The organism is Streptomyces reniochalinae (assembly GCF_003323735.1).
In the GTDB taxonomy this organism is placed as follows: domain Bacteria; phylum Actinomycetota; class Actinomycetes; order Streptomycetales; family Streptomycetaceae; genus Streptomyces; species Streptomyces reniochalinae.
The window spans coordinates 281,149-305,026 of sequence record NZ_QOIM01000041.1; the positions used below are offsets into that span (position 1 = coordinate 281,149).

24 protein-coding genes are annotated in these 23,878 nt (G+C 74.3%); 7 read left to right on the plus strand and 17 right to left on the minus strand.

From position 1 onward, the window contains the following. Positions 1–53 precede the first annotated feature (53 nt). The 3 genes from DQ392_RS35895 (at position 54) to DQ392_RS25075 (ending at position 1,908) form a co-directional block, all read left to right on the plus strand. Positions 54–455: a Scr1 family TA system antitoxin-like transcriptional regulator gene (locus DQ392_RS35895; RefSeq protein ID WP_220182660.1), complete on the plus strand. Its 402-nt coding sequence runs from the start codon at positions 54–56 to the stop codon at positions 453–455. Between the two features lie 118 nt (positions 456–573). After that, the gene (locus tag DQ392_RS25070) at positions 574–780 is read left to right on the plus strand and encodes a DUF397 domain-containing protein (protein ID WP_114017960.1); all 207 of its coding nucleotides are present in this window, start codon (positions 574–576) and stop codon (positions 778–780) included. A 51-nt stretch (positions 781–831) separates the two neighbouring features. Further along, positions 832–1,908, plus strand: coding sequence for an ATP-dependent DNA ligase (locus tag DQ392_RS25075; RefSeq protein WP_114017961.1), 1,077 nt, complete (start codon positions 832–834; stop codon positions 1,906–1,908). 4 nt (positions 1,909–1,912) lie between these two features. Here the strand turns inward: DQ392_RS25075 and DQ392_RS25080 are convergent, their stop codons facing one another. After that, positions 1,913–2,551, minus strand: coding sequence for a TetR/AcrR family transcriptional regulator (locus DQ392_RS25080; RefSeq protein ID WP_114017962.1), 639 nt, complete (start codon positions 2,549–2,551; stop codon positions 1,913–1,915). A 168-nt stretch (positions 2,552–2,719) separates the two neighbouring features. On the opposite strand from DQ392_RS25080, the gene DQ392_RS25085 reads away from it, so the two are divergent. Beyond that, a complete protein-coding gene (locus DQ392_RS25085) occupies positions 2,720–4,141 on the plus strand; it encodes an ABC transporter permease (protein WP_114017963.1) in 1,422 nt (473 codons plus the stop codon). Between the two features lie 123 nt (positions 4,142–4,264). Here the strand turns inward: DQ392_RS25085 and trxA are convergent, their stop codons facing one another. Together trxA and DQ392_RS25095 are read right to left on the minus strand one after the other, a co-directional pair. Continuing rightward, complete coding sequence (gene trxA / locus DQ392_RS25090; protein WP_114017964.1) at positions 4,265–4,654, minus strand: thioredoxin; 390 nt, start codon at positions 4,652–4,654, stop codon at positions 4,265–4,267. Between the two features lie 207 nt (positions 4,655–4,861). Continuing rightward, positions 4,862–6,043, minus strand: coding sequence for a PP2C family protein-serine/threonine phosphatase (locus tag DQ392_RS25095; protein ID WP_114017965.1), 1,182 nt, complete (start codon positions 6,041–6,043; stop codon positions 4,862–4,864). 291 nt (positions 6,044–6,334) lie between these two features. On the opposite strand from DQ392_RS25095, the gene DQ392_RS25100 reads away from it, so the two are divergent. Further along, positions 6,335–6,820 carry a MarR family winged helix-turn-helix transcriptional regulator gene (locus DQ392_RS25100; protein ID WP_245981914.1) on the plus strand — a complete coding sequence of 162 codons (486 nt, stop codon included), beginning with the start codon at positions 6,335–6,337 and terminating at the stop codon, positions 6,818–6,820. Positions 6,821–6,880: 60 nt separating this feature from the next. Here the strand turns inward: DQ392_RS25100 and DQ392_RS25105 are convergent, their stop codons facing one another. The 6 genes from DQ392_RS25105 to pcaH form a co-directional block, all read right to left on the minus strand. Next, positions 6,881–7,273 (minus strand): DUF2267 domain-containing protein, encoded by a 393-nt coding sequence (locus DQ392_RS25105; protein WP_114018040.1) that lies wholly within the window; start codon positions 7,271–7,273, stop codon positions 6,881–6,883. A gap of 130 nt (positions 7,274–7,403) precedes the next feature. Continuing rightward, positions 7,404–8,600: a 4-hydroxybenzoate 3-monooxygenase gene (locus tag DQ392_RS25110; protein WP_114017967.1), complete on the minus strand. Its 1,197-nt coding sequence runs from the start codon at positions 8,598–8,600 to the stop codon at positions 7,404–7,406. Further along, positions 8,597–9,418, minus strand: a complete 822-nt coding sequence (locus DQ392_RS25115) for an alpha/beta fold hydrolase (RefSeq protein ID WP_245981916.1) — start codon at positions 9,416–9,418, stop codon at positions 8,597–8,599. Before DQ392_RS25115 ends, DQ392_RS25110 begins: the two co-directional genes overlap by 4 nt. After that, positions 9,415–10,776, minus strand: a complete 1,362-nt coding sequence (gene pcaB, locus DQ392_RS25120; RefSeq protein ID WP_245981948.1) for a 3-carboxy-cis,cis-muconate cycloisomerase — start codon at positions 10,774–10,776, stop codon at positions 9,415–9,417. Before pcaB ends, DQ392_RS25115 begins: the two co-directional genes overlap by 4 nt. Positions 10,777–10,804: 28 nt before the next feature. Beyond that, positions 10,805–11,470 carry a protocatechuate 3,4-dioxygenase subunit alpha gene (gene pcaG, locus DQ392_RS25125; protein ID WP_114017969.1) on the minus strand — a complete coding sequence of 222 codons (666 nt, stop codon included), beginning with the start codon at positions 11,468–11,470 and terminating at the stop codon, positions 10,805–10,807. After that, the gene (gene pcaH / locus DQ392_RS25130; protein ID WP_181856576.1) at positions 11,470–12,345 is read right to left on the minus strand and encodes a protocatechuate 3,4-dioxygenase subunit beta; all 876 of its coding nucleotides are present in this window, start codon (positions 12,343–12,345) and stop codon (positions 11,470–11,472) included. Before pcaH ends, pcaG begins: the two co-directional genes overlap by 1 nt. Positions 12,346–12,656: 311 nt before the next feature. On the opposite strand from pcaH, the gene DQ392_RS25135 reads away from it, so the two are divergent. After that, a complete protein-coding gene (locus DQ392_RS25135; RefSeq protein WP_114017970.1) occupies positions 12,657–14,438 on the plus strand; it encodes an IclR family transcriptional regulator domain-containing protein in 1,782 nt (593 codons plus the stop codon). A gap of 59 nt (positions 14,439–14,497) precedes the next feature. On the opposite strand, the gene DQ392_RS25140 is transcribed toward DQ392_RS25135, so the two are convergent. Continuing rightward, a complete protein-coding gene (locus DQ392_RS25140) occupies positions 14,498–14,959 on the minus strand; it encodes a nucleotidyltransferase domain-containing protein (protein WP_114017971.1) in 462 nt (153 codons plus the stop codon). Positions 14,960–15,279: 320 nt separating this feature from the next. Next, positions 15,280–15,498, minus strand: a complete 219-nt coding sequence (locus DQ392_RS25145) for a hypothetical protein (protein WP_114017972.1) — start codon at positions 15,496–15,498, stop codon at positions 15,280–15,282. A gap of 307 nt (positions 15,499–15,805) precedes the next feature. On the opposite strand from DQ392_RS25145, the gene DQ392_RS25155 reads away from it, so the two are divergent. After that, complete coding sequence (locus tag DQ392_RS25155; protein WP_114017973.1) at positions 15,806–16,042, plus strand: chaplin; 237 nt, start codon at positions 15,806–15,808, stop codon at positions 16,040–16,042. 272 nt (positions 16,043–16,314) lie between these two features. On the opposite strand, the gene DQ392_RS25160 is transcribed toward DQ392_RS25155, so the two are convergent. The 6 genes from DQ392_RS25160 to hypB form a co-directional block, all read right to left on the minus strand. Next, the gene (locus DQ392_RS25160) at positions 16,315–17,997 is read right to left on the minus strand and encodes a hydrogenase maturation protein (RefSeq protein WP_114017974.1); all 1,683 of its coding nucleotides are present in this window, start codon (positions 17,995–17,997) and stop codon (positions 16,315–16,317) included. A gap of 75 nt (positions 17,998–18,072) precedes the next feature. After that, positions 18,073–19,170, minus strand: a complete 1,098-nt coding sequence (gene hypE / locus DQ392_RS25165; protein ID WP_114017975.1) for a hydrogenase expression/formation protein HypE — start codon at positions 19,168–19,170, stop codon at positions 18,073–18,075. Further along, entirely contained in the window at positions 19,163–20,290 is a 1,128-nt protein-coding gene (gene hypD, locus DQ392_RS25170; protein ID WP_114017976.1) for a hydrogenase formation protein HypD, read from the minus strand. The genes hypE and hypD overlap by 8 nt, the downstream gene beginning before the upstream one ends. Next, the gene (locus DQ392_RS25175; protein ID WP_114017977.1) at positions 20,287–20,610 is read right to left on the minus strand and encodes a HypC/HybG/HupF family hydrogenase formation chaperone; all 324 of its coding nucleotides are present in this window, start codon (positions 20,608–20,610) and stop codon (positions 20,287–20,289) included. Before DQ392_RS25175 ends, hypD begins: the two co-directional genes overlap by 4 nt. Before the next feature lie 29 nt (positions 20,611–20,639). Then, on the minus strand, positions 20,640–23,030 hold the full coding sequence (gene hypF, locus DQ392_RS25180; RefSeq protein WP_114017978.1) for a carbamoyltransferase HypF: 2,391 nt from the start codon (positions 23,028–23,030) through the stop codon (positions 20,640–20,642). Then, the gene (gene hypB, locus DQ392_RS25185; RefSeq protein WP_114017979.1) at positions 23,017–23,877 is read right to left on the minus strand and encodes a hydrogenase nickel incorporation protein HypB; all 861 of its coding nucleotides are present in this window, start codon (positions 23,875–23,877) and stop codon (positions 23,017–23,019) included. The genes hypF and hypB overlap by 14 nt, the downstream gene beginning before the upstream one ends. Position 23,878: the final 1 nt, after the last annotated feature.

Below are 23,878 nucleotides of genomic sequence, written 5' to 3' on the forward strand. Positions count from 1 at the left end.
GACCCCATCGTCACCCATGCGGCCCGCGCCCGCCCCTCGGCCGGCGCGGGGCCGTGGCACCCGGCGGACTTCCGCTACGTCCGTGGGGACGCGCCGGGCGCCCCAGGGCCCCCGCGGCGGCTCACCGGGAGCAACTGGTCGCCGTACCTGTAGACGACGACCCCCGGAGGGTCGTCCAGTCTGAGCCGGTGCTGCACGAGCAGGATCAACCGCCGCTTCTTCGGCCGGCCTTGGACGAAGCGTGCCTGCGGCGGCAGGTCGGAGGTCCGGAGGTGATGCGCGCTCAACTCCGGTACCCGACCGTCGTGGCGGAGCGTCCAGCCGTCACGATGCAAGTGTTGCCGTTCGCGTCCGGCGCGCCCCGGCGGAGTCGCCGTTCACGCTGTTGCGGTTTGCCATGGCCACAGGTCAGCCGCCGGTGCTGTACTCGGAGGGACAGGGGCTCGGGCGCGTGATTGACTCTCCGGAGCGGGTAGATGACGCCCGTAACTGGTTTGACCGGTGACGCGCGGGCGCGCTGTCACCGGCTCAGTCACTCGGCTTGCTTCACAGTGCGAGGGGAGACCACACCCGATGAGCAGCACCTCCACCAGCCGCCCCACCGATTGGGTCAAGAGCACGTACAGCGGTGGGGAGGGCGGCAACTGCGTCGAGTGGGCCCCTGGCCGCGTGGCCGACGCCGGAGCCGTTCCCGTCCGTGATTCCAAGGACACCGCCCGCGAGCCGCTCGCGTTCTCGCCGGCCGCGTGGACGGCCTTCGTGGCCGGGCTCAAGGGTTGACCCGGCCCGGCCGGCGCGCGCCGATCGCTTCCGGCCGGGACAATCGCAGCCATGCGGCTCCCTGTCCTGCCACCGGTCAAACCGATGCTCGCCAAGCCCGTCGCCTCGATCCCCGAGGCGACGGAGGGCATGCAGTACGAGGCCAAGTGGGACGGATTCCGCTGTCTGGTCTTCCGGGACGGCGACGAGATCGAGCTGATCAGCCGTACCGGCAAGTCGCTGGTGCGCTACTTCCCCGAGCTGGTCGAAGGGGTGCGGGAGCGGGCGCCGCGCCGCTGCGTGCTGGACGGCGAGATCGTGCTCCCGCTCGGCGCCCGGCTGGACTTCGAGGCGCTCCAGCAGCGTATCCATCCTGCCGCTTCCCGGGTGCGGCTGCTGGCGGAGCAGACGCCCGTCTCCTTCGTCGCCTTCGACCTGCTGGCCCTCGGTGACACCGACGCGATGCCCAGGCCGCTGAGCGAACGGCGCGCCATGCTGGAGAAGGCACTCAAGGGGGTACGTCCGCCGCTGTACCTGGCACCGGTGACCTACGACAGCGCGGTGGCGCGTGACTGGTTCGCGCACTACGAGGGCGCCGGTCTGGACGGGGTGGTGGCCAAGCGGCCCGAGCTCCCGTACAGGCCGGGGGAGCGGGTGATGCTCAAGGTCAAGCACGAGCGCACCGCCGACTGCGTGCTGGCCGGGCTGCGCCCCCACAAGAGCGGCGCCGACGCGCTGGGCTCGCTGCTGCTGGGCCTCTACGACGCCTCCGGCACCCTTCAGTACGTGGGTGCCTCCTCGTCGTTCACCGCGGCGCGCAGGCGTGAGCTGATGCGGGAGCTGGCGCCGCTGCGGATGGACCGCCCGGGTGAGCACCCGTGGGCCCGCTGGGAGGACGAGTCGGCGCACGAGGAGGGCCGGATGCCGGGCGCGCCCAGCCGGTGGAGCGGCGCCAAGGACCTGTCGTGGGTGCCGCTGCGGCCCGAGCGGGTGTGCGAGGTCGGCTACGACCACATGGAGGGCGAGCGCTTCCGTCACACGGTGCTCTTCCGGCGCTGGCGCCCCGACCGGGAACCGGACTCGTGCACGTACGAGCAGCTGGAGCAGCCCGTACGGTACGACCTCCAAGAGGCGCTCGGCGGGCGGTGAGCGATCAGCGCGCCGACCGCGCCGGGTCGCCCTCCGTGGGCTCGGGCAGCCCCGCGGCCAGCGAGTCGAAGCAGGAGTCGAGCATGGCCAGCAGGTCCTCGGCGGAGGACTCGGGGTCCCAGGCGCGGATGGCGGAGCGCAGTACCGTCATCCCCGCGCCGGCCAGGAGGCGCGGGTAGAGGGCGTCGGAGGGCAGTCCGGTGCGGGCGGCGACGGCGTCGGAGAGTGCCTCGGCCATGTGGCTGTTGCTGTGCACCAGCTTCGGTACCAGTTCCGGGTGGGCGCCCAGCAGCTTGCGGCGCTCCCGCCAGCCCGAGTCGGCGACCAGCGCGGGAATCGCCGTGCGCAGGGTCTGGCGCAGGGCCGTCAGGGGCGGCTCGTCGGCCGGCCGTGCGGCCAGTAGTTCGACGAGGTGGCCGGTGAGTCTGTTGTCCCAGTCGAAGACCGCGTCGTCCTTGGTCTCGAAGTAGTTGAAGAAGGTACGGGGGGAGACCCCGGCGGCCTCGCAGATGTCGTGCACGGTGACGGCGGCGGGGCCGCGCTCCAGATACATCGCCACCGCGGCGGCGCGCAGCGCCGAGCGGGTCTCCAGCTTCTTCCGCTCCCGGAGACCGTGGGCGGTCTCGGCGGTCTCGGCGGCCATCTGTGCTCCCGTGCTCTCCCGGTTGCGGTTCTCCTCCGCGGCCCTCGTCCGCGGTCTCACCTGTGGCGCTTCCTACACTAGTGCATTTTTGCAGCGCTGCATCTTTCTGTTAGCGTAGCTAATCGTTGGCTATGCCACATATTTTTGCGAGGAGGCGGACCCCAGCCCATGGCGGAACACAAGGCGGAACCGGAGAGCGGAGGCGGCCCGTCCGCGCTCCGCACGACCGTGCGCACCCTGGCGGAGACGCTCTGGTTCCCGGCGTTCTTCTTCACCGGCTTCCTCGTCTGCTACCTGCTGCCCTTCCACAACCCCGTCCCCCATCACGTGGACGTGGCCGTGGCAGGGCCCACGGCGCCGCAGCTGGAGCAGGCGCTCGAACACAAGAGCCCGGGCGCCTTCGACCTCCACCAGGTCGCCGACGCCGACGCGGCGCACGACGCCGTCACAGGGCGCGAGGCGACCGCGGGCTACGTGCCCGACGCCAAGCAGCCCCAGCTCTACGTCGCCAAGGCCGACGGCTACTCGCTGGAGTCGGTCCTCCAGAAGACCTTCACCTCCGTCGCCCAGCACAACGGCGGGCAACTCCAGGTCCACGAGGCGGCGCCCACCGCGCCGGGCGACGGCATGGGAACCGGACTGTTCTACGTCGTCCTCGCCTGCACCATCCCCTCGTACATCAGCGTGATGATGCTGCTGCGGGCCACCACCTTCGGGCGGCGCAAGAAGGTGCTCACGCTCGCGGCCGTCGGAGCGGTCGAGAGCGTCGTGGCCTTCTTCGTGGCGCGCGGCATGGACGTCATACCGAACGAGCCGCTGGCCATCCCACTGATCTTCCTGATGACCCAGGCGGTCGCGCAGACCTCCTTCGGTCTGGTGCCGTTCTTCAAGCAGTTCTTCCCCGGCGTGGCCATGGGCCTGTTCGTGCTGCTGAGCATGCCCTCCAGCGGTGGCGCGATACCCGTCCAGATGGTCCCCGGCTTCTTCCGGGCGCTCCACCCGGTCATGCCGATGGGCAATCTCATCGAGGCGCTGCGCGGGCTGTTCTACTTCGACGGCAAGGACGTGTGGCGGCACGTGCTGGTGCTGTGCGCGTGGGTCGTCGCCGGTGCCGCGCTGCTCGCGCTCGGCGTCTGGAAGGAGAGGCGCGCGGCCCGCAAGGAGGCCGCGAACGGCGCCGAGGCCGAGGTGGCGGGCGACGAGTCGCAGGCGGCCGTCACACCCGCCGAGCCCCCGGTCGAGGACCCCTCCTTCGAGCTGCCCCGGCCCAGTGCCGTGCCGCCGCACCTGCACCGCATGGGGCAGCAGCAGCCCACCTTGACGGGACGGGTCACCGAGGAGGGCGGCCAGGCGGTGCAGGGCGTCGCCATCACGGTCACCGGCACCCACGGCAGGGAGCTGGTGCGCGCGATCACCGACGAGAACGGCGAGTACGCCGCGGCGGGACTCCCCGACGAGTTCGTCAACGTCATCGCCAGCAGCCCCGACCGGCTCGCCGCCGTCGCCCGCGTACGGGCCCGGGACGGCCACCCCGTCCGGCAGGACTTCCGCCTGGACCGCCGCCCCGTCCCCGCGGGCACGGGCCGGTAGCAGCCGGGTGCGGCGACCACGACGACGGCCGCCCGGGTACGGACCCGGGCGGCCGTCGTCGTGTGGGTGCGGGGCGGTGAGGCGCCCGGCCGCGGCCGCCTGCCCCCTCCTGATACCGACCCCTCAGGCGTTGCCGCCCTCGGAGCCGCCGTCCTGCTGGGCCTCGGCGGCGGTCTTGTGGACCTCCTCCATGTCCAGCGCGCGGGCCTGGCCGATCACGTCCTCCAAAGCGGCCTCGGGGAGCGCACCGGGCTGGGAGAAGATCAGGGTGCGGTCGCGGATGATCGCCAGAGTCGGGATCGACTGCACCTCGAAGGCCGCTGCCAGCTCCTGCTGGGCCTCCGTGTCCACCTTGGTGAAGGCCAGGTCGGAGTGGCGCTCGGCGGCGGCCTCGTACACCGGGGCGAAGCTGCGGCAGGGGCCGCACCAGGACGCCCAGAAATCGATCAGGATGAAGTCGTTCCCCGCGATGATCTCCTCGAAGTTGTCCGTGGTCAGCTCGATGGTGCTCATGCTGTCTCCTGCGATGGGGGCATCAGGACGGGCCGCGCCCTGGTGTGGCGGGAAACAAGCCCCGCCGGGCCCCACATTCCCCGCCCACCCCCCTCTCCGGCAAGCGCCCCCTCCGGCAAGGGCCGGTCCCTCGGGCAAGCGCCACCTCTCGGGCAAGCGGCCCGCCCCTGGACAGCGGGCGCGGGCCGGGGCAGGGCGCTGAGGGCGTCAGGCGTGCTCCGTCCCGCAGCGCCCGTACCAGTCGACGCACACGGCGAGGGCGTCGTCCTCGACGGGGCCCTCGCCGCGGTGGCAGGTGAGCTCCTGGAAGACCGCGCGGGGCACCTGCGCGGCGGGCAGCAGTCCGTTGGCGGTCAGCGAGCGGGCCAGCGCGTGGTCCCCGAAGACCTCACCGGCGGGGGAGCGGGCCTCGTAGACGCCGTCCGTCGCCAGCAGCAGCCGGTCACCCGGCTGCATCCGGAAGCGCTCCGTCACGTAGTGGGTGTCCTCGAACATGCCCAGCGGCAACTGCGCGTCGAAGACCAGGGGTTCCACTTTGCCCTCCCGGCGCAGCCAGGCGCGCGGTGAGCCGGCCTCGACGACCTCGGCCCGGCCCGTGGCGAGCTCGAAGCGGATCAGGACCATCGCGACATGCGCGGCGCCCCGGTGCTGTGCGTACACCGCCTGGTCGGTGAGCGCGGCCTGGTCGGCCAGTCCGAGGCCGGCGCGGCGGGCGTTGCGCATCGCGCTGACGGCGAGGTTGGTCAGCAGGGCCGCCTCCACGCCGTCGCCCATGCCGTTGGCGACGGCGACGGTCAGGTGGTCGGCCGAGACGGACCAGTCGAAGTTGTCCCCGCTCGTGGAGTACGCGGGCTCCAGGTGGGCGCCCAGCGCGAACTCCCTGCGCCGCAGGGACCGGCCGGGCAGCAGCTGCCACTGCATCTCCGCGGCGAGCGTCAGCCGAGTGGTCCGGCGGGCTCGTTGGTAGAGGTCCGTGTCGCGCTCGGCGACCGTGATCTCGTGGCCGAGGGCCCGGCACAGGTCCTCCAGCTCCGGCAGCAGGCCGTGCGCGTCGGTGCCGGAGGGGAAGGTGACCGACAGCACGCCCAGCCGGTCCCCCCGTACGCTCACCGGCAGATGCACCGTCACCGTGCGTGCCGCCCTGTCGGTCAGGACGAGCGGCTCAGGGGCGCGCAGCGCCCGCCCCTGCGGACTGTTGTGGATGCGCAGCGGCTCGGCGGTCAGGGGCACGGGCTCGACCCTTTGCAGGGTGCGCATGCCGAGGTCGGCCATGCGCAGCTCGGCCCCCGACGCTCCGTACTGTTCCCGCAGTGCCTGCTCGACGACATCCATCAATGCGTGGGGTGCGGCGGCGCGCAAGGCCCGCTCGACCACGGCGAATCTGTCCACGTCTCCTGCTTCTCGTTCTGCCGAATCGTGCGACGGCCTGGCAGGGGGCACTGCGTACCCTGGGGCCGGACCAGTACATTATCGTCGCACTGCAACATTCGCTGAATGACAACAGATGGCTGCTCGGCGGCCCGGGCAAAGGCCCTGACCTGCGGGTGGGGGCCTGCCGCGGCGACCTGTCCGAAGGGGGCCGGAGGGCGATAGGCTCTTGTGAGCCCCTTGCACGGAGACGGACAGGCGACGAGTGTGCCCCGTGACGACGGGCAGGAGCGCCGGAAATGGGGAGTGAACGTGACCTCGACCTCGCACGAGGCAGCCGGGGCGGCCGGCGAGGTCATCGAACTGCTGGAGGTCCTGTGGGAGCACGGCAGGGACGCGGTCTCCACCTCGCCCGTCTCCGCCTCCCAGCTGCGGGTCCTCTACTGCCTCGACCGTGACGAGGGCATGAATCTCCGCACGCTGGGGGAGCTGCTGGGCTCTGCCCCCTCCTCGGTCAGCAGGCTGTGCGACCGGCTCCAGGCGCTCGGCTTCCTGGAGCGCCTCCCCAGCCCCGTCAGCCGCCGGGAGCTGGAGCTGCACCTGACCCGTCAGGGCAAGAAGTACCTGAGCGACCTGCGGCTGCGCCGTGAGGAGGCCCTCACGGCGACCCTGGCGGCGATGCCGCCCAAGGCTCGCGCGGTCCTGGGGGAGGGCTTGCGGGCCTTCCGTGAAGCCGCGGAGGGCGCCACCGCCGCGCGGCGGCTGAACGCCCTCGAAGAGGTGGACCGCTCCGCCTGACACCGGCCGCCGCGGCTCGGCCCGGCGGCACCGGACCCGCCGCACCCCGCGGCGCGCGCCTCACCTGCTCAGTTCCGCCTTGCCGAAGAGCGCCGCGTAGCCGCTCGGCAGCTGGCTGATCAGCTGGTTGAGCTCTCCGCCCGAGACCGCGTCGGCGAGGGTCGACAGGACGGCGCTGGCGTCCCACTCCGCGGTGCGGGGGCGGGCGCCCGTCTGCGCGGCGACGCGCTCGCAGAACCGGCCCACGCCGAACGTCTCGGGTTCGTCCTCGCCCGCCTCGGCGACGACTGGCCCGAGCGGTCCCGGCAGCTGGGCCGCCAGCTCCCCGGCCTTGACGGGGCTGATGCGGTTGGCGAGCACGCTCAGTACCACCCACGTGACCTGCTCGGCCTCCTGCCGGTCGCGGTACTCGCCGCGTTCGCGGACCTGGGCCAGGAACTCGTCGTACCTCATGATCGGCTCCTTCGTGCCGCCGGATCTCGTGCCCTTGTGCGCGGTGGTCTCGCGCTTCGCGGTACCCAGTGACCGCCCGTCCATGGGTGGCGAGGTCCGACCGCCCGCGTCAGGCGTCACCCGGCGCGGGTCACCCCTCGCCGGGCAGCGGCGCCCCCGTGTAGTTCTCGGCCAGTTCCGCCGCGGCGTGCGGGGAGGCGGCGACGCGCTCCAGCTGGGAGAGCTGGAGCCGGGTGTCGAAGGAGGACTGGCCTGGCGCGGTGTGCAAGGTGGTGGTCATGAAGTACGAGAAGTGCTCGGCGCGCCACACCCGCCCCAGGCAGTCGTCGGAGTAGGTGTCGAGCAGGGTGGCCGAGCCGGTCTCGTGCAGGTGGGCGAAGGCGCGGGCCAGCACCGTCACGTCGGACACCGCCAGGTTGAGGCCCTTGGCGCCGGTGGGCGGGACGATGTGCGCCGCGTCTCCGGCCAGCAGCACCCGCCCGTAGCGCATCGGCTCGGTCACCGAACTGCGCATCGGCAGCACGGCCTTCTGGGTGACCGGGCCACGCGTCAGCCGCCAGTCGGCGTGCGCCCCGAAGCGGACGTCCAGCTCGTCCCAGATCCGCTCGTCGGGCCAGGTGCCGGGCTCCGTGCCGACCGGCACCTGGAGGTAGAGCCGGCTGACCGCCGGGGAGCGCATGCTGGCCAGTGCGAAGCCACGCGGCGAGTGGGCGTAGATCAGCTCGTCGTGGACGGGGGGCGCGTCCGCCAGGATGCCCAGCCACGCGTAGGGGTAGACACGCTCGTGCACCTGGCGCGCCGGGGCGGGGACGGCGTCGCGTACGACGCCGTGGAAGCCGTCGCAGCCGACGACCCAGTCGCAGGTCAGCGCCCTCTCCCGGCCCCCGTGGGTGTAGCGGACGGTGCAGCCGCCGTCCTGGGCGCCCTCCACCGCGTGCACCGGCGCCTCGAACACGAGGGGCGGCCCGTCGGCGAGTTGGAGGGCTATGAGGTCCTTGACGACCTCCGTTTGGGCGTAGACCCACACGCGGCGGCCGCCGGTGAGCGCGGGGAAGTCGAGACGGTGGCGGCGCCCGGCGAAGCGCAGTTCGATGCCGTCGTGCGGCAGCCCCTCGCGCTCCAGCCGGTCCGCGGCGCCCGCCCGGCGCAGCACGTCGACGGTGCTCTGCTCCAGGATCCCGGCGCGCTGCCGCTGCTCCACGTAACCGCGCCCCCGGCTCTCCAGGACGACGCAGTCGATGGAGTGCAGGTGCAGCAGCCGGGCGAGCAGCAGACCGGCGGGGCCCGCGCCGACGACGGCCACCCGCGTGCGCGGACCGTGACTCATGCGCGGCCCCGTTCCCCGGTGGCGTACGGCGGGGTGGCACCGTCCCAGAGGGCGAGCAGCGCTTCGGTGACGGCTTCGGGCCGCTCCACACCGGCCAGGTGCGCCGCACCCTCCACCCGCACGAGCGTGGACGCGCGGATGCCGTGCGCGAGTTCACTGGCGTGGGCGGGCGGGATGGCGGGGTCCGCGGCGCCTGCGACGATCAGCGTCGGCGCGGTGATCCGCGACAGCGCGGGCCGCGCGTCGAAGCCGGCGACGGCTTCGCAGCAGGCGGCGTACCCGGCCGGGTCGGCCTCGGCGAGGTCCGCGAGCAGCCGCGCACCGAGCTTCGTGCCGGCCATGCGCTCAGGCTCTGCGAACCAGCGTCCCGGCGCCGCCTCCAGGAGAGAGCGGGTGCCGTCGTCGCGCACGAGCGCGGCCCGCTCGTACCACCCCGCCGGCTCCCCGAACCAGGCCGAGGAGCACACCAGCGCCAGTGACGAGATCCGCCCGGGGTGGTGGACGGCCAGGTGGGTGCCGACACCGCCGCCCAGTGAGATGCCCGCGTACCTGAAGGTCTCCCAGCCGTGGTGGTCGGCGAGCGCCAGCACCCGCGAAGCCAGCTCGGCGACGGTGGCGGACCCCGCGCCCGACGCGGCGGCGCCCCCGCCGACGGCGTCGCCCCCATGGCCCGGCAGGTCGTACCGCAGCACCCTGTGGCGCCGGGTCAGGGCGGGAACCTGAGGCTCCCACACGGCGAGGGAGGTGCCCAGGGACGGGCCCAGGATCAGCGGGGTGCCGTCTGCGGGGCCGTCGAGGCGGTGGTGCGGCAGGGTCACGGAGTCTCCTCGGATCGCGGTGCTGTAGGGGACGGTGCGGGCGGGCCGTGCGCCAGTGCCCGGTCCACGAGCGCGGGCGCACAGCCCGTGTGGCGCGCGGGCTCGGCCAGGTCGGCCCAGACCTCCTGCGGGACGTCGGCCAGTTCGCCGCACTCGCGCAGGACGTCGACGAAAGGGGCCTGTTCGGACGCCGAGCGTGCGGCGGCCTCGGTGACCAGCGCGCCGGCCCGCGCCCGCCCCACGTACCGGGAGAGGACGAGCGCCGCGCGCTCGGAGACGAGGCGCCCGCCCGTCAGCGCGAGGTTCTCGCGCATACGGGCGGGCCGCACGCGCAGCCCCTCCGCGAGCTCGGCGGCGCACCGTGCCGCGCCCCCGGTCAGCCGCAGCGCCTCGCGCAGGGTCTGCCATTCGGCGTGCCAGGCCCCCGCGGGGCGCTCGTCCTCGGCGGCGAGCGCGCCGAACAGCACGCCGGCCAGCGCGGGGAGCTGCCGTGCGGCGGAGGCGACGAGGGTGGCCCTTACCGGGTTGGCCTTGTGCGGCATGGCCGACGAACCGCCGCCCGCGCCCTCGGCCACCTCCGCCGTCTCGGTGCGGGTGAGCGCCAGCACGTCGGCGGCGAGTTTGCCGAGGCTGCCCGCGGTGTGGGCGAGGGCCGCGGCCAGGTCGGCGACGGGCGTGCGCAGCGTGTGCCAGGGCAGGGGCGGTTCGGCGAGACCCGTCTCCTCGGCGAGGAGGGAGGGCAGCCGCAGCGCCGCTTCCCCGCCTCCGTCTGCGGCGAACGCCGCCAGCGTCCCCGCCGCGCCGCCCAGTTGCACGGGCAGCGCCTCCCGTACGGAGGCCAGCCGCCGCCGCGCGTCCAGCGCCAGGGCCCGCCAGCCGGCCGCCTTGAGGCCGAAGGTGGTGGGCACGGCGTGCTGGGTGAGAGTGCGGCCCGGCATGGCGGTGTCCCGGTGGGTGGCGGCGAGCGCGGCCAGCGCGACGGCGGTGCGCTCCAGGTCGGCCAGCAGGTGGCCGAGTGTGCGGTGGGCGACCAGCATGGCGGCGGTGTCCATGATGTCCTGGCTGGTGGCGCCCCGGTGCACCCAGGGCCCGGCCGCGTCTCCCACCGCCGCCGTGAGATCGGCGACCAGCGGAATGACGGGGTTGCCCCCCGCACTGGCGCGCAGCGCCAGGTCCCGCACGTCGAAGTGTGCCGCGTCCGCCGCCGCGGTGACGGCGCGTGCGGCCTCGCCGGGGGCGAGTCCGAGCCCGGCCTGCGCGCGGGTGAGGGCGGCCTCGGCGTCGAGCAGCGCCTGGAGGAACGCGCGGTCGCCCGTCGCGGACTCGGCGGGGGAGCCCGCCCGCACGGGGGAGAGCAGCCCGAGATCGGCCCCGTCGCCGGGTGCGTCACCGGGCCCCTGGAACGGGGGCGGCGACGGGCTGGTGGGGTTCGAGGGGGAAGTCAAGGAAGACCGTCTCCTTCTCGCCCTGGAGGCGGAGGTCGAAGCGGTAGCGCCGCTCGGCTTCACGGACGGCGAGCAGCGTGCCGAGGCGCTCGGGCGGCAGCGCGGCGAACGCCGGATCAGCGGCCAGCGCTTCGGCGTGCTCGGGCAGGTGGACGCGGGTGTACAGGTGGTGCAGCAGACCTCGCGCGAACACCAGGAGCGCCAGGTAAGGAACGGCGGCGGGCCGGTGCGGGCCCGGCGCGAGGGTACGGATCATCCAGTGCCCGTCGGCGTCCGTCGGTATCCGGGCGAAGCCGGTGAAGCGCACGCCATCGCGGCCCGCGGCCTCGCCGGTCACGGGGTCGCGGCGCAGCGAGCCGGGCGCGCCGGTGGCCGACCCCGCGGGGTCCGCCTGCCAGAACTCCAGCAGCGCGTCGGGCACCGGCTCTCCGGCGCCGTCGAAGACGTACCCGTGCAGGGTGAGGGCTTCGGGGTGTCCGGCGGGGACGAGGTCGCCGCCACCGGCGAACGGGAGCGCGTAGCCGTAGAAGGGGCCGACGGTCTGCGACGGGGTGGGCCCGAGCGGCATGGCGGCGGGCGCGGGCGCGGCCCTGGTCGGTTCGGTCATCAGGCGCGGCCCTCCTCGCACCAGGTGGCGGCCGGGTCGTCCAGGACGATGTCCCAGCGGTAGCCCAGCGACCACTCGGGAACGGACAACTCGTGGTCGTAGTCGGCGACCAGCCTCTCGCGTGCCGCCCGGTCGGTGACGGACCCGAGGATCGGGTCGTACGGGAAGAGCGGGTCCCCGGGAAAGTACATCTGCGTCACCAGCCGCTGGGCGAACGCGTCGCCGAAGAGGGAGAAGTGGATGTGCGCCGGGCGCCAGGCGTTGGTGTGGTTGCGCCACGGGTAGGCGCCCGGCTTGATCGTGGTGAAGGCGTACCGGCCCTCGTCGTCGGTCAGGCAGCGGCCTGACCCGGTGAAGTGCGGGTCGAGCGGCGCCGGGTGCTGGTCGAGCTGGTGTGCGTACCGGCCGGAGGCGTTGGCCTGCCACACCTCCACCAGCTGCCCGCGCACGGGGTGCCCGCGCCGGTCGAGGACCCGCCCCGTGACGGTGATCCGCTCTCCCAGCGGCTCCGCGTGGTGCCGGCGCGTCAGATCGCTGTCCAGCGCGGTGACGTCCGTGACGCCGAAGACCGGGCCGGTCAGCTCGACGGCCTCCGGGTCGCGCAGCGGCAGCGGCGAGGCCAGCGGGTGGCGCAGCGCACTGCTGCGGTACGGCGGGAAGTCGCGCGGCGGATGGTCCAGGGGCGCCGCGTGCGCGGCCTGCGCGTGCGCCGCGCCGATGGCTTCGTCGATGTCCGCCTGCGAGGGCGCGGGGAAGTGGGGCGGCGCACCACCGTTCCTGGCGGTGCCGCCGCGCGCGTCCGGGGGTGGGACGCGCTGCTCGTATGGGGCGGCCGAGCCGGGCTCGGCCGGCGGGGAAGGGCGCTGTGCGGTCATCGGGCCTCCTCGGGGACAGCGGAGCGGGGCGGCGGTGCGTGCGGCCGCCTCGGCGGCCTCGGCACCGGGCGCGCACGCGCGCAGTCCGGTGCCGAGCGACGCCGTGCGTCGGCGGCGGGTGCGTGACCTTTGTTGTCCGGTGTTCGCAGAGTGAACTATTGTTCGTCCCCGAATGCCGGTGAGTCTCATCCGGGTGCGAGGTCTTGTCAATGGGCGCCGCACCCGAAAGATCCGCGCCCGTGGCCTCGTCGGACACGGGCCGGCGGCCGGCGCCCGACGGCGCCCGCCCCGTGAGGACTTCGGAGGACCGCATGCCCCGCAGCGCAGCGAACCCGCCGGCGCCCGCCCCGCCCCGTGCCGCACCCGGTGGGGACGCCGTGGCCACCGTGGAGCGCGGCCTGAGAGTTCTCAGCGCCCTCGCGGCGGCCCCCGGTGGCCGGCTCAGCCGCGCCGAGCTCGTGCGCGTCTGCCCGCTGGCCCGTGCCACCCTCGACCGCGTCGCCGCCACCCTCGTCCGCCTCGGACACCTGCGCGCCGAGGGCAGCGACCTCCAGCTGGCTCCCCGCGTCCTGGAGTTCGGCAACGCCTACCTGGCCGCGAGCACCCTGCCCGAGGCGCTGGGCCCGCACGCGCACCGGCTCGCCGACGAGCTGGACGAGTCGGTCTCCGTCGCCGTCCCCGACCGCGACGGAGTGCGCTTCGTCATCCAGTGCCCGCGGCGGCGCGCCATGGCCGTCACCTTCCACATCGGTGACCTGCTGCCCGCCGAACGGTGCGCGCCCGGCGCCCTGTTCGCCGCCCGGTGGGACGAAGCCACATGGCGGTGCTGGCGGCGGCGCCTGGCCGAGGACCCGCACGCCGCCGGGTTCCTCGCCCTGCCGCCGCGGAGCGGCCCGCGGCAGGCTCCGGGGGCCGGGGAGTTCACGGCCCGCGTCGCCGAGGCCCGCGCGGCGGACGCTGCCGTCGACGACCAGCTCGTGGAGCCCGGGCTCGTCGCCGTCGCGCTGCCCGTGTACGGACCCGACTCGACGCTCGTCTGCGCGGTCAGCGTCGTCAGCCACACCAGCAGACACACCGCGGAGAGCCTCACGGCCCACGCGCTGCCCCGGCTGCGCGCCTGCGCCGCGACGATGCGCGAGACGCTCGCCACATCAGGGCGCGGAACCCGGGAGCGTGCCTCCACCCTCGCCCACCCCGCGCCACCGGCACCGGTGTCGGCGTCGGCGCCCGGGCCGCCGGCGGCAGCCGCCGCCCCCACTCGGGCGACGGCCCTGCGGGCGGTCAAGGACGAACTCGGGCCCGGCTTCCTCCAGTCGCTCGCCCGCGGCCTCACCGTCCTGAGCGCGCTGCGCGCCCCCGAAGGGCTGACCCTCAGCCAGGTCGCCGCCGTCACCGGTCTCTCCCGGGCGACCGCCCGGCGCTTCCTGCACGCGCTGCGCCGGCTCGGCTACGTGGGCGCGGGCACCGACGAGACCCGTTTCGTGCCGCTGCCCAGAACGCTCGGGCTCGGCTTCGCCGCCCACGCGGGCCTCACGTTCGAGCGGATCGCCGCCCCGCACCTGGCCGAACTGGTCGGCCGCGTCCACGACTCGGCCTCGATCGCCGTCCTGGACGGCACCGACGTCCGCTACGTGGCACGCGCCACCGCCACCCGCGTCATGGGCGTCGACCTCGGCGTGGGCACCCGGCTGCCCGCGTACGCCACCGCCGCGGGCCGCGTCCTGCTCGCCGGGCTGGACCGCCAGGAGGCCGCGGACCGGCTGGCCCGCTCCGCGCCGCGACCGCTCACCGGCCGCACCCTCACCCGGCGGCCCGAGCTGGCCGCCGCCCTGGAGTCCGCACGGCGGGACGGCCACACCCTCGTCGACCAGGAACTGGAGGAAGGGCTGCGCTCCCTCGCCGTCCCTCTCCTCGACCGCCACGGCCGGGTGGCCGCAGCCCTCGACGTCGCCGCCCACGCCGCCCAGCGCACCCCGGACGAACTGCGCACCGCCGTCCTGCCCGAACTGCGCGCGACGGCCCGCCGGATCGAGGCGGACCTCGCGGCCGCGACCGAGTACCTGGTGGCGGAGGCGGTCACCGGCGCGCCGTAGCGAGGCTCCCCGCCCCGGCGGGGCTCACGCCTCGCGGCAGCTCCCCGTCCCGGCGGCATTCATCCCTCGCGGCAGGCGGCCGTCAGCTCGGCGAGCAGGCCCACCGGGTCGTGCAGGACGAGCGCACCGTCCCCGACGACGCGGCGGGTCCCGGGGTCCACCGGCTTCGTGGCCGCCCACGACGGCGTACCGATCCCGAACTCGACCTCGAGCCCCGCGCGCGTCTTGAAGCGGCGCTCCCGAATGGCACCCCACTGCCGGGTGCGTACCGGCAGCGGCAGCCCGAGCCCGTGGGCCCAGGCGTCGCCGTCGAAGGCGGACACGTCGGCCACCAGCAGCACGAGGTCGACGTCCGAACTCGTCCGTGCCGCGCCCCGGGCGCAGGAGCCGACCAGCAGCAACCCGGCCACGTCCGGGCGGCGGGCCGCCCAGCCGGTCACCTCGGCGACCACCGCGTTGATCTCGGTGACGCGCGCGGCGGGCAGGTCGGGACCGGGGGAGGGGAGAGGCGGGTGGCTCATGCGGAGAGCCTACGGGTGGCCGCCGGTGTCGCGGCGGCCCGCGATCGGTGCGCTCACAGGCTTCGGCAGGCAGGTGAAACCCGTGTCCACCCGCTTTCCGCTTCAGCGAGCGGACGCGCGCCGGATAGCTGCCAGGTCGCCAACTCCTCGTGGAGAGCCGGTGCTGTGGCGCCTTCCGTGCATGCCGCCAGGGGCCGCTCCTGAGGGAGCGGCCCCTGGGGGTCGGCCGGCCTCGCGGTCCGGCCGTGACGCGGAGGGATCATCCTTGGAGGTTCGGAGGGCCTCTCCGCGCCGGCTAAGGGGAACCGCCGGCGAACCGGTCAGTCGTTCTGCATCGGGCCGAACTTGAAGATCACCGAGTCGTTGATGATGTGGTCGTCGTCCGACACGTTGACGGACGTCCACTTCTTGTGGACGTCCTTGTGGACCCAGTTGTACTCGTCCCCGCCGCAGGCCGAGGCCGCGGTGGTGCCGGCGGCGGCCAGACCGAGGGCGGCGAGGCCGACCGCGAGGGAGCGCGTCAGGGTGCGCATGCGCATGGAAACCTCCGTGGAGATCACGAAAGAACAAGGACCGGTCCATCGTCACCGCTTCGCCGGGCATTACAGAGCAATATATGAAAGACACGGCATAAGGGACCCGAATGGCCGCCTCGGCCCCGGACTCCGGGCATCCCCGCGCAGGGCCGCCGCCGGTGACGCGGTGGTCCACTCACGGGTGAGGCGCCGAAGGGAAACACCGCCGATCGGGTGAGTCCCCGCCCGTTGGGCGTGGCGACGGAATCCCCGGCTCGGGTCGCGGTGCACCCTTGTGCGCGTCTTGGTACACAGAACAAGGAGGATCGCCATGCGCATCCGTACCGCGGTTGTCGCCTCGGGGCTGGCCGCCACCACCGTTCTCGGCGGCGCGAGCGCGGCGTTCGCCGACGCGGGCGCCAGTGGCGCGGCGACGAACTCGCCCGGAGTGCTCTCCGGCAACGTCGTCCAGGTCCCGGTCCACATCCCGATCAACGTGTGCGGCAACACCGTCGACGTCATCGGGGTCCTGAACCCCGCCTTCGGCAACTTCTGCTACAACGACTGACACCACCCCGCGGTACCTGAGGCGGGTATTCCCCTCTCCCGCGGGCTCTCCGTTGTCAGTCGAGCGCCCCGCCGGCACACCGGCGGGGCGCTCGCGCGTTCGCGGTTGTGGGGCCGCCGCCACCCCGCTGGGAGCGGACCAGGCGGCCTCAGGACAGAGGGGGACGCCCCCGCAGGGGCGCGGGGGAACGGCGCGACCAGCCACAACCCACCCGCGGACCGCACGCCGCGGACAGTGGCACCCCCCCGGGGAGCAAGCGCCGCAGGAAGGCTCTAACCCCGGCGGCTCGCCACGTCCCGGGGCACCGGTTCCTTGCGGAGGAACGCGGCCCGCAGCGCGTGGTGCGGGGCGCCCGGGTCGAACAGGACGCGGTGCATGGCGGCCAGTTCCTGGTCGCGGTACGAGGCCAGCGGTTCGGCCGCCTCGTCCCGGGCCCTGTTGGCCTTCTTGACGGCCAGCCGCTGGTGGGTGGCCGGATCCACGGCCAGCGCGGCCGCCAGCTCGGCCACGCGCGGCGCGAACTCGCTCGGCCCGGCCGGCAGCACCCGGTCCACCAGGCCGATGCGGCGCGCGGTGGCCGCGCTCATCGGCTCGGCGTCCCGCATCAGCGCTTCGGTGATCTCCGGGCCGACCCGGCGGGGCAGTGTGTAGGTCCACAGTTCGGAGCCCGGCAGGCCCATCAGCCGGTAGTGCGGGTTGAGGACGGTGCCCGCTTTGCACCACACCTCGTCGGCGGCGGCGGCCAGCATGGCGCCGCCCGCCGCGGCGTTGCCGCCGAGCGCGGCGACCACCAGCCGGTCCGTGGTGGTCAAGACCGCCTCGACCACGTCGTCGATCGCCTGGATGTTGGCCCAGCCCTCGGCCGCGGAGTCGCGGGCCGCCTCGATGACGCCGAGGTGGATGCCGTTGGAGAAGAAGTCGCGCGCACCGCCGAGCACCACCACCCGGGTCGGCCGCGTGCAGGCGTACCGGTAGGCGGCCAGCAGCCGTCGGCACTGGACGGTGCTCATCGCGCCGCCGGGGAAGGAGAAGTGCACATACCCGACGCCGTCCCGCTCCCGGTAGCGGATCTCGGAGTAGGTGAGGCGTTCCGGAGCGAGTTCGAGCGGTGCCGGGCGTTCGGGCACGTCCGGCAGCCGGTCGCCCAGCGCCAGCGTGGCCGGCAGCTTGAACGTCGCACGGCCGCCGGGGGCGCGCACGGGGCGCAGTTGGGGGATCCAGACCGCGCCGTCCACCGTGGCCCGGCAGATGGCGCCCGCCCGGGTGGCGACGATCTCCCCCGGGGTGCCGTGCAGTTGGTCCTCGAGGTGGCCGCCGTGCAGGTACCACTCGGCGCCCAGCATCGCATCGCGCACTCCGGGCTGCGAGTCGGCGGCCCGCAGGGTGCGCAGCACGGCGACCGTCCCGTCCGACTGCCAGTCGATGCGGCGCTCGGACTGCCGCATGACCGGCCGCACCGTCGGCGTGAGGTCCCGTTGCGAGCGCGGGCGGTGGCTGCCGGTGGCGAACTTGGCCAGGGCGCTGCGGACCGCTTCGAGGGCCGCGTCGGAGATCTCACCGCGGTACAGGTCGCTCTTGGCGACGCCGCCGGGCACCTCGCACTCGGCGGAGGCCCAGATGTCGCCCGCGTCCATCTCCGCCTCGGCCTGGAGCACGGTCACGCCCCAGCGGCCGCGCCCCTCGGCGACGGCCCGGTCGAGGGAGGAGGGGCCGCGGTCGCCTGGCGGACCCGGGTGGACGATCAGGCAGGTGTACCGCGACCACACGTCCTCGGGGACGGCTGTCCGCAGCATCGGCGCGACCACCAGCTCCGGCTCGTACCCGGCGACCGCGTGCCGCACGTCGTCGGCGTCGCGCACCACCTCGGTGGCGACGGTGTGCCGGGCGTCGCGCAGTTCGGCCTGTACCCGCTGGGTCAGGCTGTTGAAGGCGCTCGCGATGAGCAGGATCCGCACCACGACCTCCTGGTGGTTGATGGGTGAGCTGTCGGCAGATGTCCTGGCGGACTGGTGGGCACGTTCCTCGGTGGTTCAGCAGATCCGGGGGAGTTGTTCGCCCAGCGGCAGGTCCACGACTCTCCGGCCGCCGAGACCGGTGCGGGCGACGACCATGCCGGGGTGCTCCTCGACGCACTCGCCGACCACCGCGGCCTCGGCCCCGAGGGGGTGGGCGCGCATCGCGGCGAGCACGGCGTCCGCCTCGGCACGCGGCACGAAGGCGAGGAGCTTGCCCTCGTTCGCGACGTACAGCGGATCGAGGCCCAGCATCGCGCAGGCGTTCGCCACGGCGTCGGGGACCGGCAGCGCGCGCTCGTGCAGCTCCACGCCCACCGAGGCGGCCGACGCGATCTCGTTGAGGGCGGCGGCGACACCGCCGCGCGTGGGGTCGCGGAGCACGTGCACGTCCCGGGTGACGGCGAGCACGCTGTCCACAAGACCGCCCAGCGCCGCGCAGTCGCTCTCGATGCCGACCTCGAACTCCAGCCCCTCGCGCTTGCTGAGCACCGCCACGCCGTGCGCGCCGATCGCGCCGCTGACGAGCACCACGTCGCCGGGGCGTGCGCGCTGCGGCCTGATGTCGACCCCTTCGGGGATCAGCCCGATCCCGGCCGTGTTCAGGTAGACGCCGTCACCGCGCCCCGCCTCCACGACCTTGGTGTCCCCGGTGGCGACCTCCACGCCCGCGGTGCGCGCCGCGGCGCCCAGCGCCTCGGCGATCCGCGCCACCAGGGCGATCTCCACGCCCTCCTCCAGGATGAACCCGCAGGACAGGTAGGCGGGCCGGGCCCCGCTCATCGCCAGGTCGTTGACCGTGCCGTTGACGGCCAGGCCGCCGATGCTGCCGCCGGGGAAGAACAGCGGCCGCACCACGAAGGAGTCGGTGGAGAAGGCCAGCCGGGCGCCGCCGAGTTCCAGCGCGGCGGAGTCGGCGAGCGTGGACAGTGCCCGGCCCCCGAACGCCGGGGCGAAGACGTGCTCCACCAGTTCGGCCGAGAGCGCTCCGCCCCCGCCGTGGCCCATCACGACCCGCCGCTGCCCGCGCAGCGGCGCAGGGCACGTCCAGCCGGAGAAGTCGGGCGCGGGGGAGGGCGCGCCCGTCGCGGGCTCGGCGGTTTCGGTGTCAGTCAACGCTGCTCGCCTCCAGTGGTGCGGTCGTCGTCCCGCCGAGCCGGCGGTAGAGGTAGTAGGCGGCGCAGGCACCCTCGCTGGAGACCATCGTGGCGCCCAGCGGGGTGCGCGGGGTGCAGGTGGTGCCGAACGCCTCGCACTCGTGCGGTTTCAGCAGCCCTTGGAGCACCTCGCCGCTGCGGCAGGCCGCCGGCTCCCTGGCCGTGATCGAGTCCACGGAGAACCGGTACTCCGCGTCCCAGGCGCGGTAGCGGGGCGCCAGCCGCCAGCCGCTGTCCGGGATGACGCCGATGCCGCGCCAGCCCCGGTCGCACGGCGCGAAGATCTGATCCAGCATGGCCCTGGCCGCCGTGTTGCCCTGCGCGACCACCGCGCGCTGGTAGGCGTTCTCGACGGTGTGCCGCCCGCTCTCCAGCTGGTGTACGGCGCGCCGCACGCCCTCCAGGATGTCCAGCGGCTCGAACCCCGTGACGACGATGGGCACCCCGAACCTGTCGGCCAGCGCGGGGTACTCGTCCGTCCCCATGACGCTGCACACGTGCCCCGCGGCGAGGAACGCCTGCACCCGGCACTCCTCGGAGGCCATGATCGCCTCGATGGCGGGCGGCACCCGCACGTGGGAGACGAGCAGGCTGAAGTTGCGCACGTCCTGCTCGGCCGCCTGGTGGACGGCCATGGCGTTGGGCGGGGCCGTGGTCTCGAAACCGATGCCGAAGAAGACCACCTCGCGCTCCGGGTTCTCCCGGGCGATCCGCAGCGCGTCCAGCGGCGAGTAGACGACGCGGACGTCGCCGCCCTCCGACCTGACCTGGAAGAGGTCGCGCCCGGTGCCCGGCACGCGCAGCATGTCACCGAACGAGCAGAAGATGACATCGGGACGCGAGGCGATCTCCAGCGCCTTGTCGATCAGTTCGAGAGGGGTGACGCAGACCGGACAGCCGGGCCCGTGGATCAGTTCGAGCCCCTCGGGCAGCAGCTGGTCGATGCCGTGCCGGATGATCGAGTGGGTCTGCCCGCCGCACACCTCCATCAGCGCCCACGGGCGGGTGACGGTGGCGTGGATGTCGTCCAGCAGCCGCCGGGCCAGCTGCGGGTCCTGGAACTCGTCGATGTACTTCACAGCCGCACCTCCTGCTGCCCGCTGCGCACGGGCTGCTCTTCCTCGCCCCGCCGCGCCTCCTCGGCCGCCCGCCACGGGTCGCCGAACTCCTCCTCCAGCAGCCCCAGACCCTCGAAGAGCGCCAGCGTCTGCCGGGCCGACTCCTCGTCCAGTCGCTGCAACGCGAATCCGACGTGCACGATGGTGTATTCGCCGACCCGCAGGTCGGGCACGTAGGCGAGGCACACCTCCTTGACCACGCCACCGAAGTCGACGGACGCCATGCGCGTGCCGTCACGCTCCTCGATGTCCAAGACCTTGCCGGGTACCGCCAGGCACATGGGCTCGTTCTCCTCGTTCGACGGTCGGGTCAGTGGGCCGCGACCAGGAGCTGGCCCAGGGCCAGCCCGCCGTCGCCGGGCGGGACGATCCTGTGGCGCAGGACCGTGAAGCCGTCGGCGCGCAAGTCGCGCGCACAGGTCTTGGACAGCAGCGCATTGGCGAACACGCCACCGGTCAGCGCCACGGTCTCCACCCCGTGCCGCTCGCGGGCCGCCGCACACACGCGCAGCACCAGCGCGGTGACCGCCGCGTGGAAGCGCGCCGCCATCAGTCCCCGTCCCGCACCCGCACGCAGGTCCGCGACGACGGCGGCCAGCAGCGGCCCCGGGTCGGCCACCAGCGGTTCCGGGGCGGCCGGTGGGCCCGGGGCGCCCGGCAGCGGGCCGCCGCCGGTGGGGGAGCGCAGCTCGAACGCGTAGCCGCCGGGGTCGGGGGCGGAGCAGGCCGCTGCCGCGGCCTCCAGCTCGACGGCGGCCTGCGCCTCGTATCCGGCGTGTCGGCACACGCCGGTCAGCGCGGCCACCGCGTCGAACAGCCGTCCCATGCTGGAGGTCGGCACGGAGTACAGGCCGCGGTCCAGCTGCCGCGCCAGCACCCGCAGCTCCGCCTCGGAGCAGCCCGCCACGCACGGCAGGTCCGCGTCCCAGGCCAGCCCCGCGGCCCACAGGTGGGCGAGGGCCATGCGCCAGGGGTGGCGTACGGCGGCGTCACCGCCGGGCAGCGGCGCGTAGCGCAGCTGGGCGACGCGGGTGGAGCGGTCGTAGTCGGCGAGCAGGAACTCTCCGCCCCAGATCGCGCCGTCGTCGCCGTACCCCGTGCCGTCGAAGGCGACGCCCAGTACGGGGAACGAGCCGTCCAGCCCGTTCTCGGCCATCACCGAGGCGACGTGCGCGTGGTGGTGCTGGACCCGGCGCAGCGGCCGGCCGGCCGCTGCGCCCTCGGCCCACCGGGTGGAGCGGTAGCCGGGGTGCAGGTCGGCGGCCAGCAGTTGTGGGACGACTCCGGTGAGACCCGCCAGATGCTCGCCGGCACGCTCGAACGTGCCCAGCGTGGCCAGGTCGTCCATGTCCCCGATGTGGGCCGACAGCCACGCGCGCCGCCCCTCGCCCAGACCCAGGACGTTCTTCAGGTCCCCGCCCACGGCCAGTGCGGCCCGCACCGGAAGGGGAAGCGGCACCGGCACCGGCGCGTACCCGCGCGAGCGGCGCACCGGGAGCACCTCACCGTCCACGACACGCACCACCGAGTCGTCGCAGGGGACGTGGATCGGGCGGTCGTGGGTGAGGAAGGCGTCCGCGAGGGGCGCCAGCCGCTCCAGCGCCTCGTCCTCGTCCCAGGCGATGGGCTCGCCACCCAGGTTGCCGCTGGTCATCACCAGCAGCCGGGGCCCCGGCGGGTCGCCGGGCAGCCCCAGCAGCAGGTGGTGCAGCGGGGTGTAGGGGAGCATGACGCCCAGGTCGGGGCTGCCCGGCGCCACAGCGGCGGCGAGGCGGGGCCCCGCCGCGGCGAGGCCGTCTCCCGCCTCGGACAGGTGTCTGCGCAGCAGCACGATGGGGCGGCGGCTTCCGGCCAGCACGGACCGCTCGTGCGGGCCGACGGTGGCGAACTCCTCGACATCCGCGAGGTCGCGTGCCATCACCGCGAACGGCTTGTCCCCGCGCGCCTTGCGGGAGCGCAGCAGCCGCACACTCTCCTCGTCGGACGCGTCGCACGCCAGGTGGTAGCCGCCCAGGCCCTTCACGGCGACGACCGCGCCCCGTGCGAGCAGCCGCCGCGCCTCGGCCACCGGATCGCCGCCGTGCTCCGTCCAGCCCGCGCCCGCCGCCCCGGGTACCAGCAGCCGCACGCGGGGACCGCAGTCGTGGCAGGAGACGGGCTGGGCGTGGAAGCGCCGGTCGGCCGGGTCCTCGTATTCGCGGGCACAGCGCTCGCACATCGCGAAGCGCGCCATGGTGGTGTTGGCGCGGTCGTAGGGCAGGCCGGTCACGAGGGTGAAGCGCGGCCCGCAGTCGGTACAGGTGACGAACGGGTGGCGGTGGCGGCGGTCCGCGGGGTCGGCCAGTTCCCGCAAGCAGGCGTCGCAGGTGGCGGTGTCAGGGGCGACGAGCGTGGAGAGGGCGGAGGGCGTACCGCCCGGCCGTGAGGCGACGATACGGAAACCGGAGCCCCCCTGCGGCGGCAGCGTCTCGTGCGTGACCGACTCGACCAGCGCCAGCGGCGGCGCCTCGCTCCCCACCCGCTGCCGGAAGGCGGCCACCGCCTCGCGGGCACCCTCCACCTCGGCCACCACGCCCTCGCCCGTGTTGGTGACGTGTCCGGCCAGGCCCAGCCGTCCGGCCAGGCCGTACACGTACGGGCGGAACCCCACGCCCTGCACCACGCCCCTGACCAGGACGCGGCTGCGCTCAGCCCCTGACATGCGCGGGGGCGTGCGGATGGCTCAGCCCCTGGTCCGGGCCGTGCTCGTGTGCGTGACCGTGGCTGTGCTCGTGCTCGGGCCCGTCGCGGTGCCCGTGTTCGTGCCCGTGGGCGTGTTCGTGACGGTGGCCGTCGTCGTGTGCGTGCCCGTGCGCCGCCGTACGCCGGTCCATCACCGGGCGGTGGGCGGCGGCACCGTCTGCCACCGCCAGCGCCCGCTCCAGCAGCACACCGACGCCGAGTTGGGCCCGCGCCGAGGTGAAGGCGACCTCGACACCCGGGTTGACCTGACGCACGTGGGTGAGGAAGGCGTCACGGTCGAAGCCGACGGCCTCGGCGATGTCCTCCTTCGTGACGAGGACCAACTGCGCCGTTCCGAACGCCGTGGGGTACTTCAGCGGCTTGTCCTCGCCCTCGGTGACCGAGGCCAGCACCACGCGCAGCGACTCGCCCAGGTCGTAGGAGGCCGGGCAGACCAGATTCCCCACGTTCTCCACGAACAGCAGCCGCGTGTCCCCAGGCAGCCAGCCGGCCAGGTGCCCGGCGAGCATGTCGGCCTCCAGGTGGCACAGCCCGTCGGTCAGTACCTGCTTGCAGGGCACGCCCGAACGGGCCAGGCGCCGCGCGTCGTTCTCGGTGGCCAGGTCGGCGGTCAGCGCGGCCACGGCGACCCCGCGCTCGCGGGCCAGGGCCAACTCCGCCTCCAGCAGCGCCGTCTTGCCGCTCCCCGGACTGGAGAGCAGGTTGACGGTGGCCGTCCCGCCGGCGGCCAGCTCGGCGCGCAGGTGCTCGGCACGGTCGTCGTTCCGGGCCATCACGGCCTGCTGGAGATCGGTGACGCGGCACATG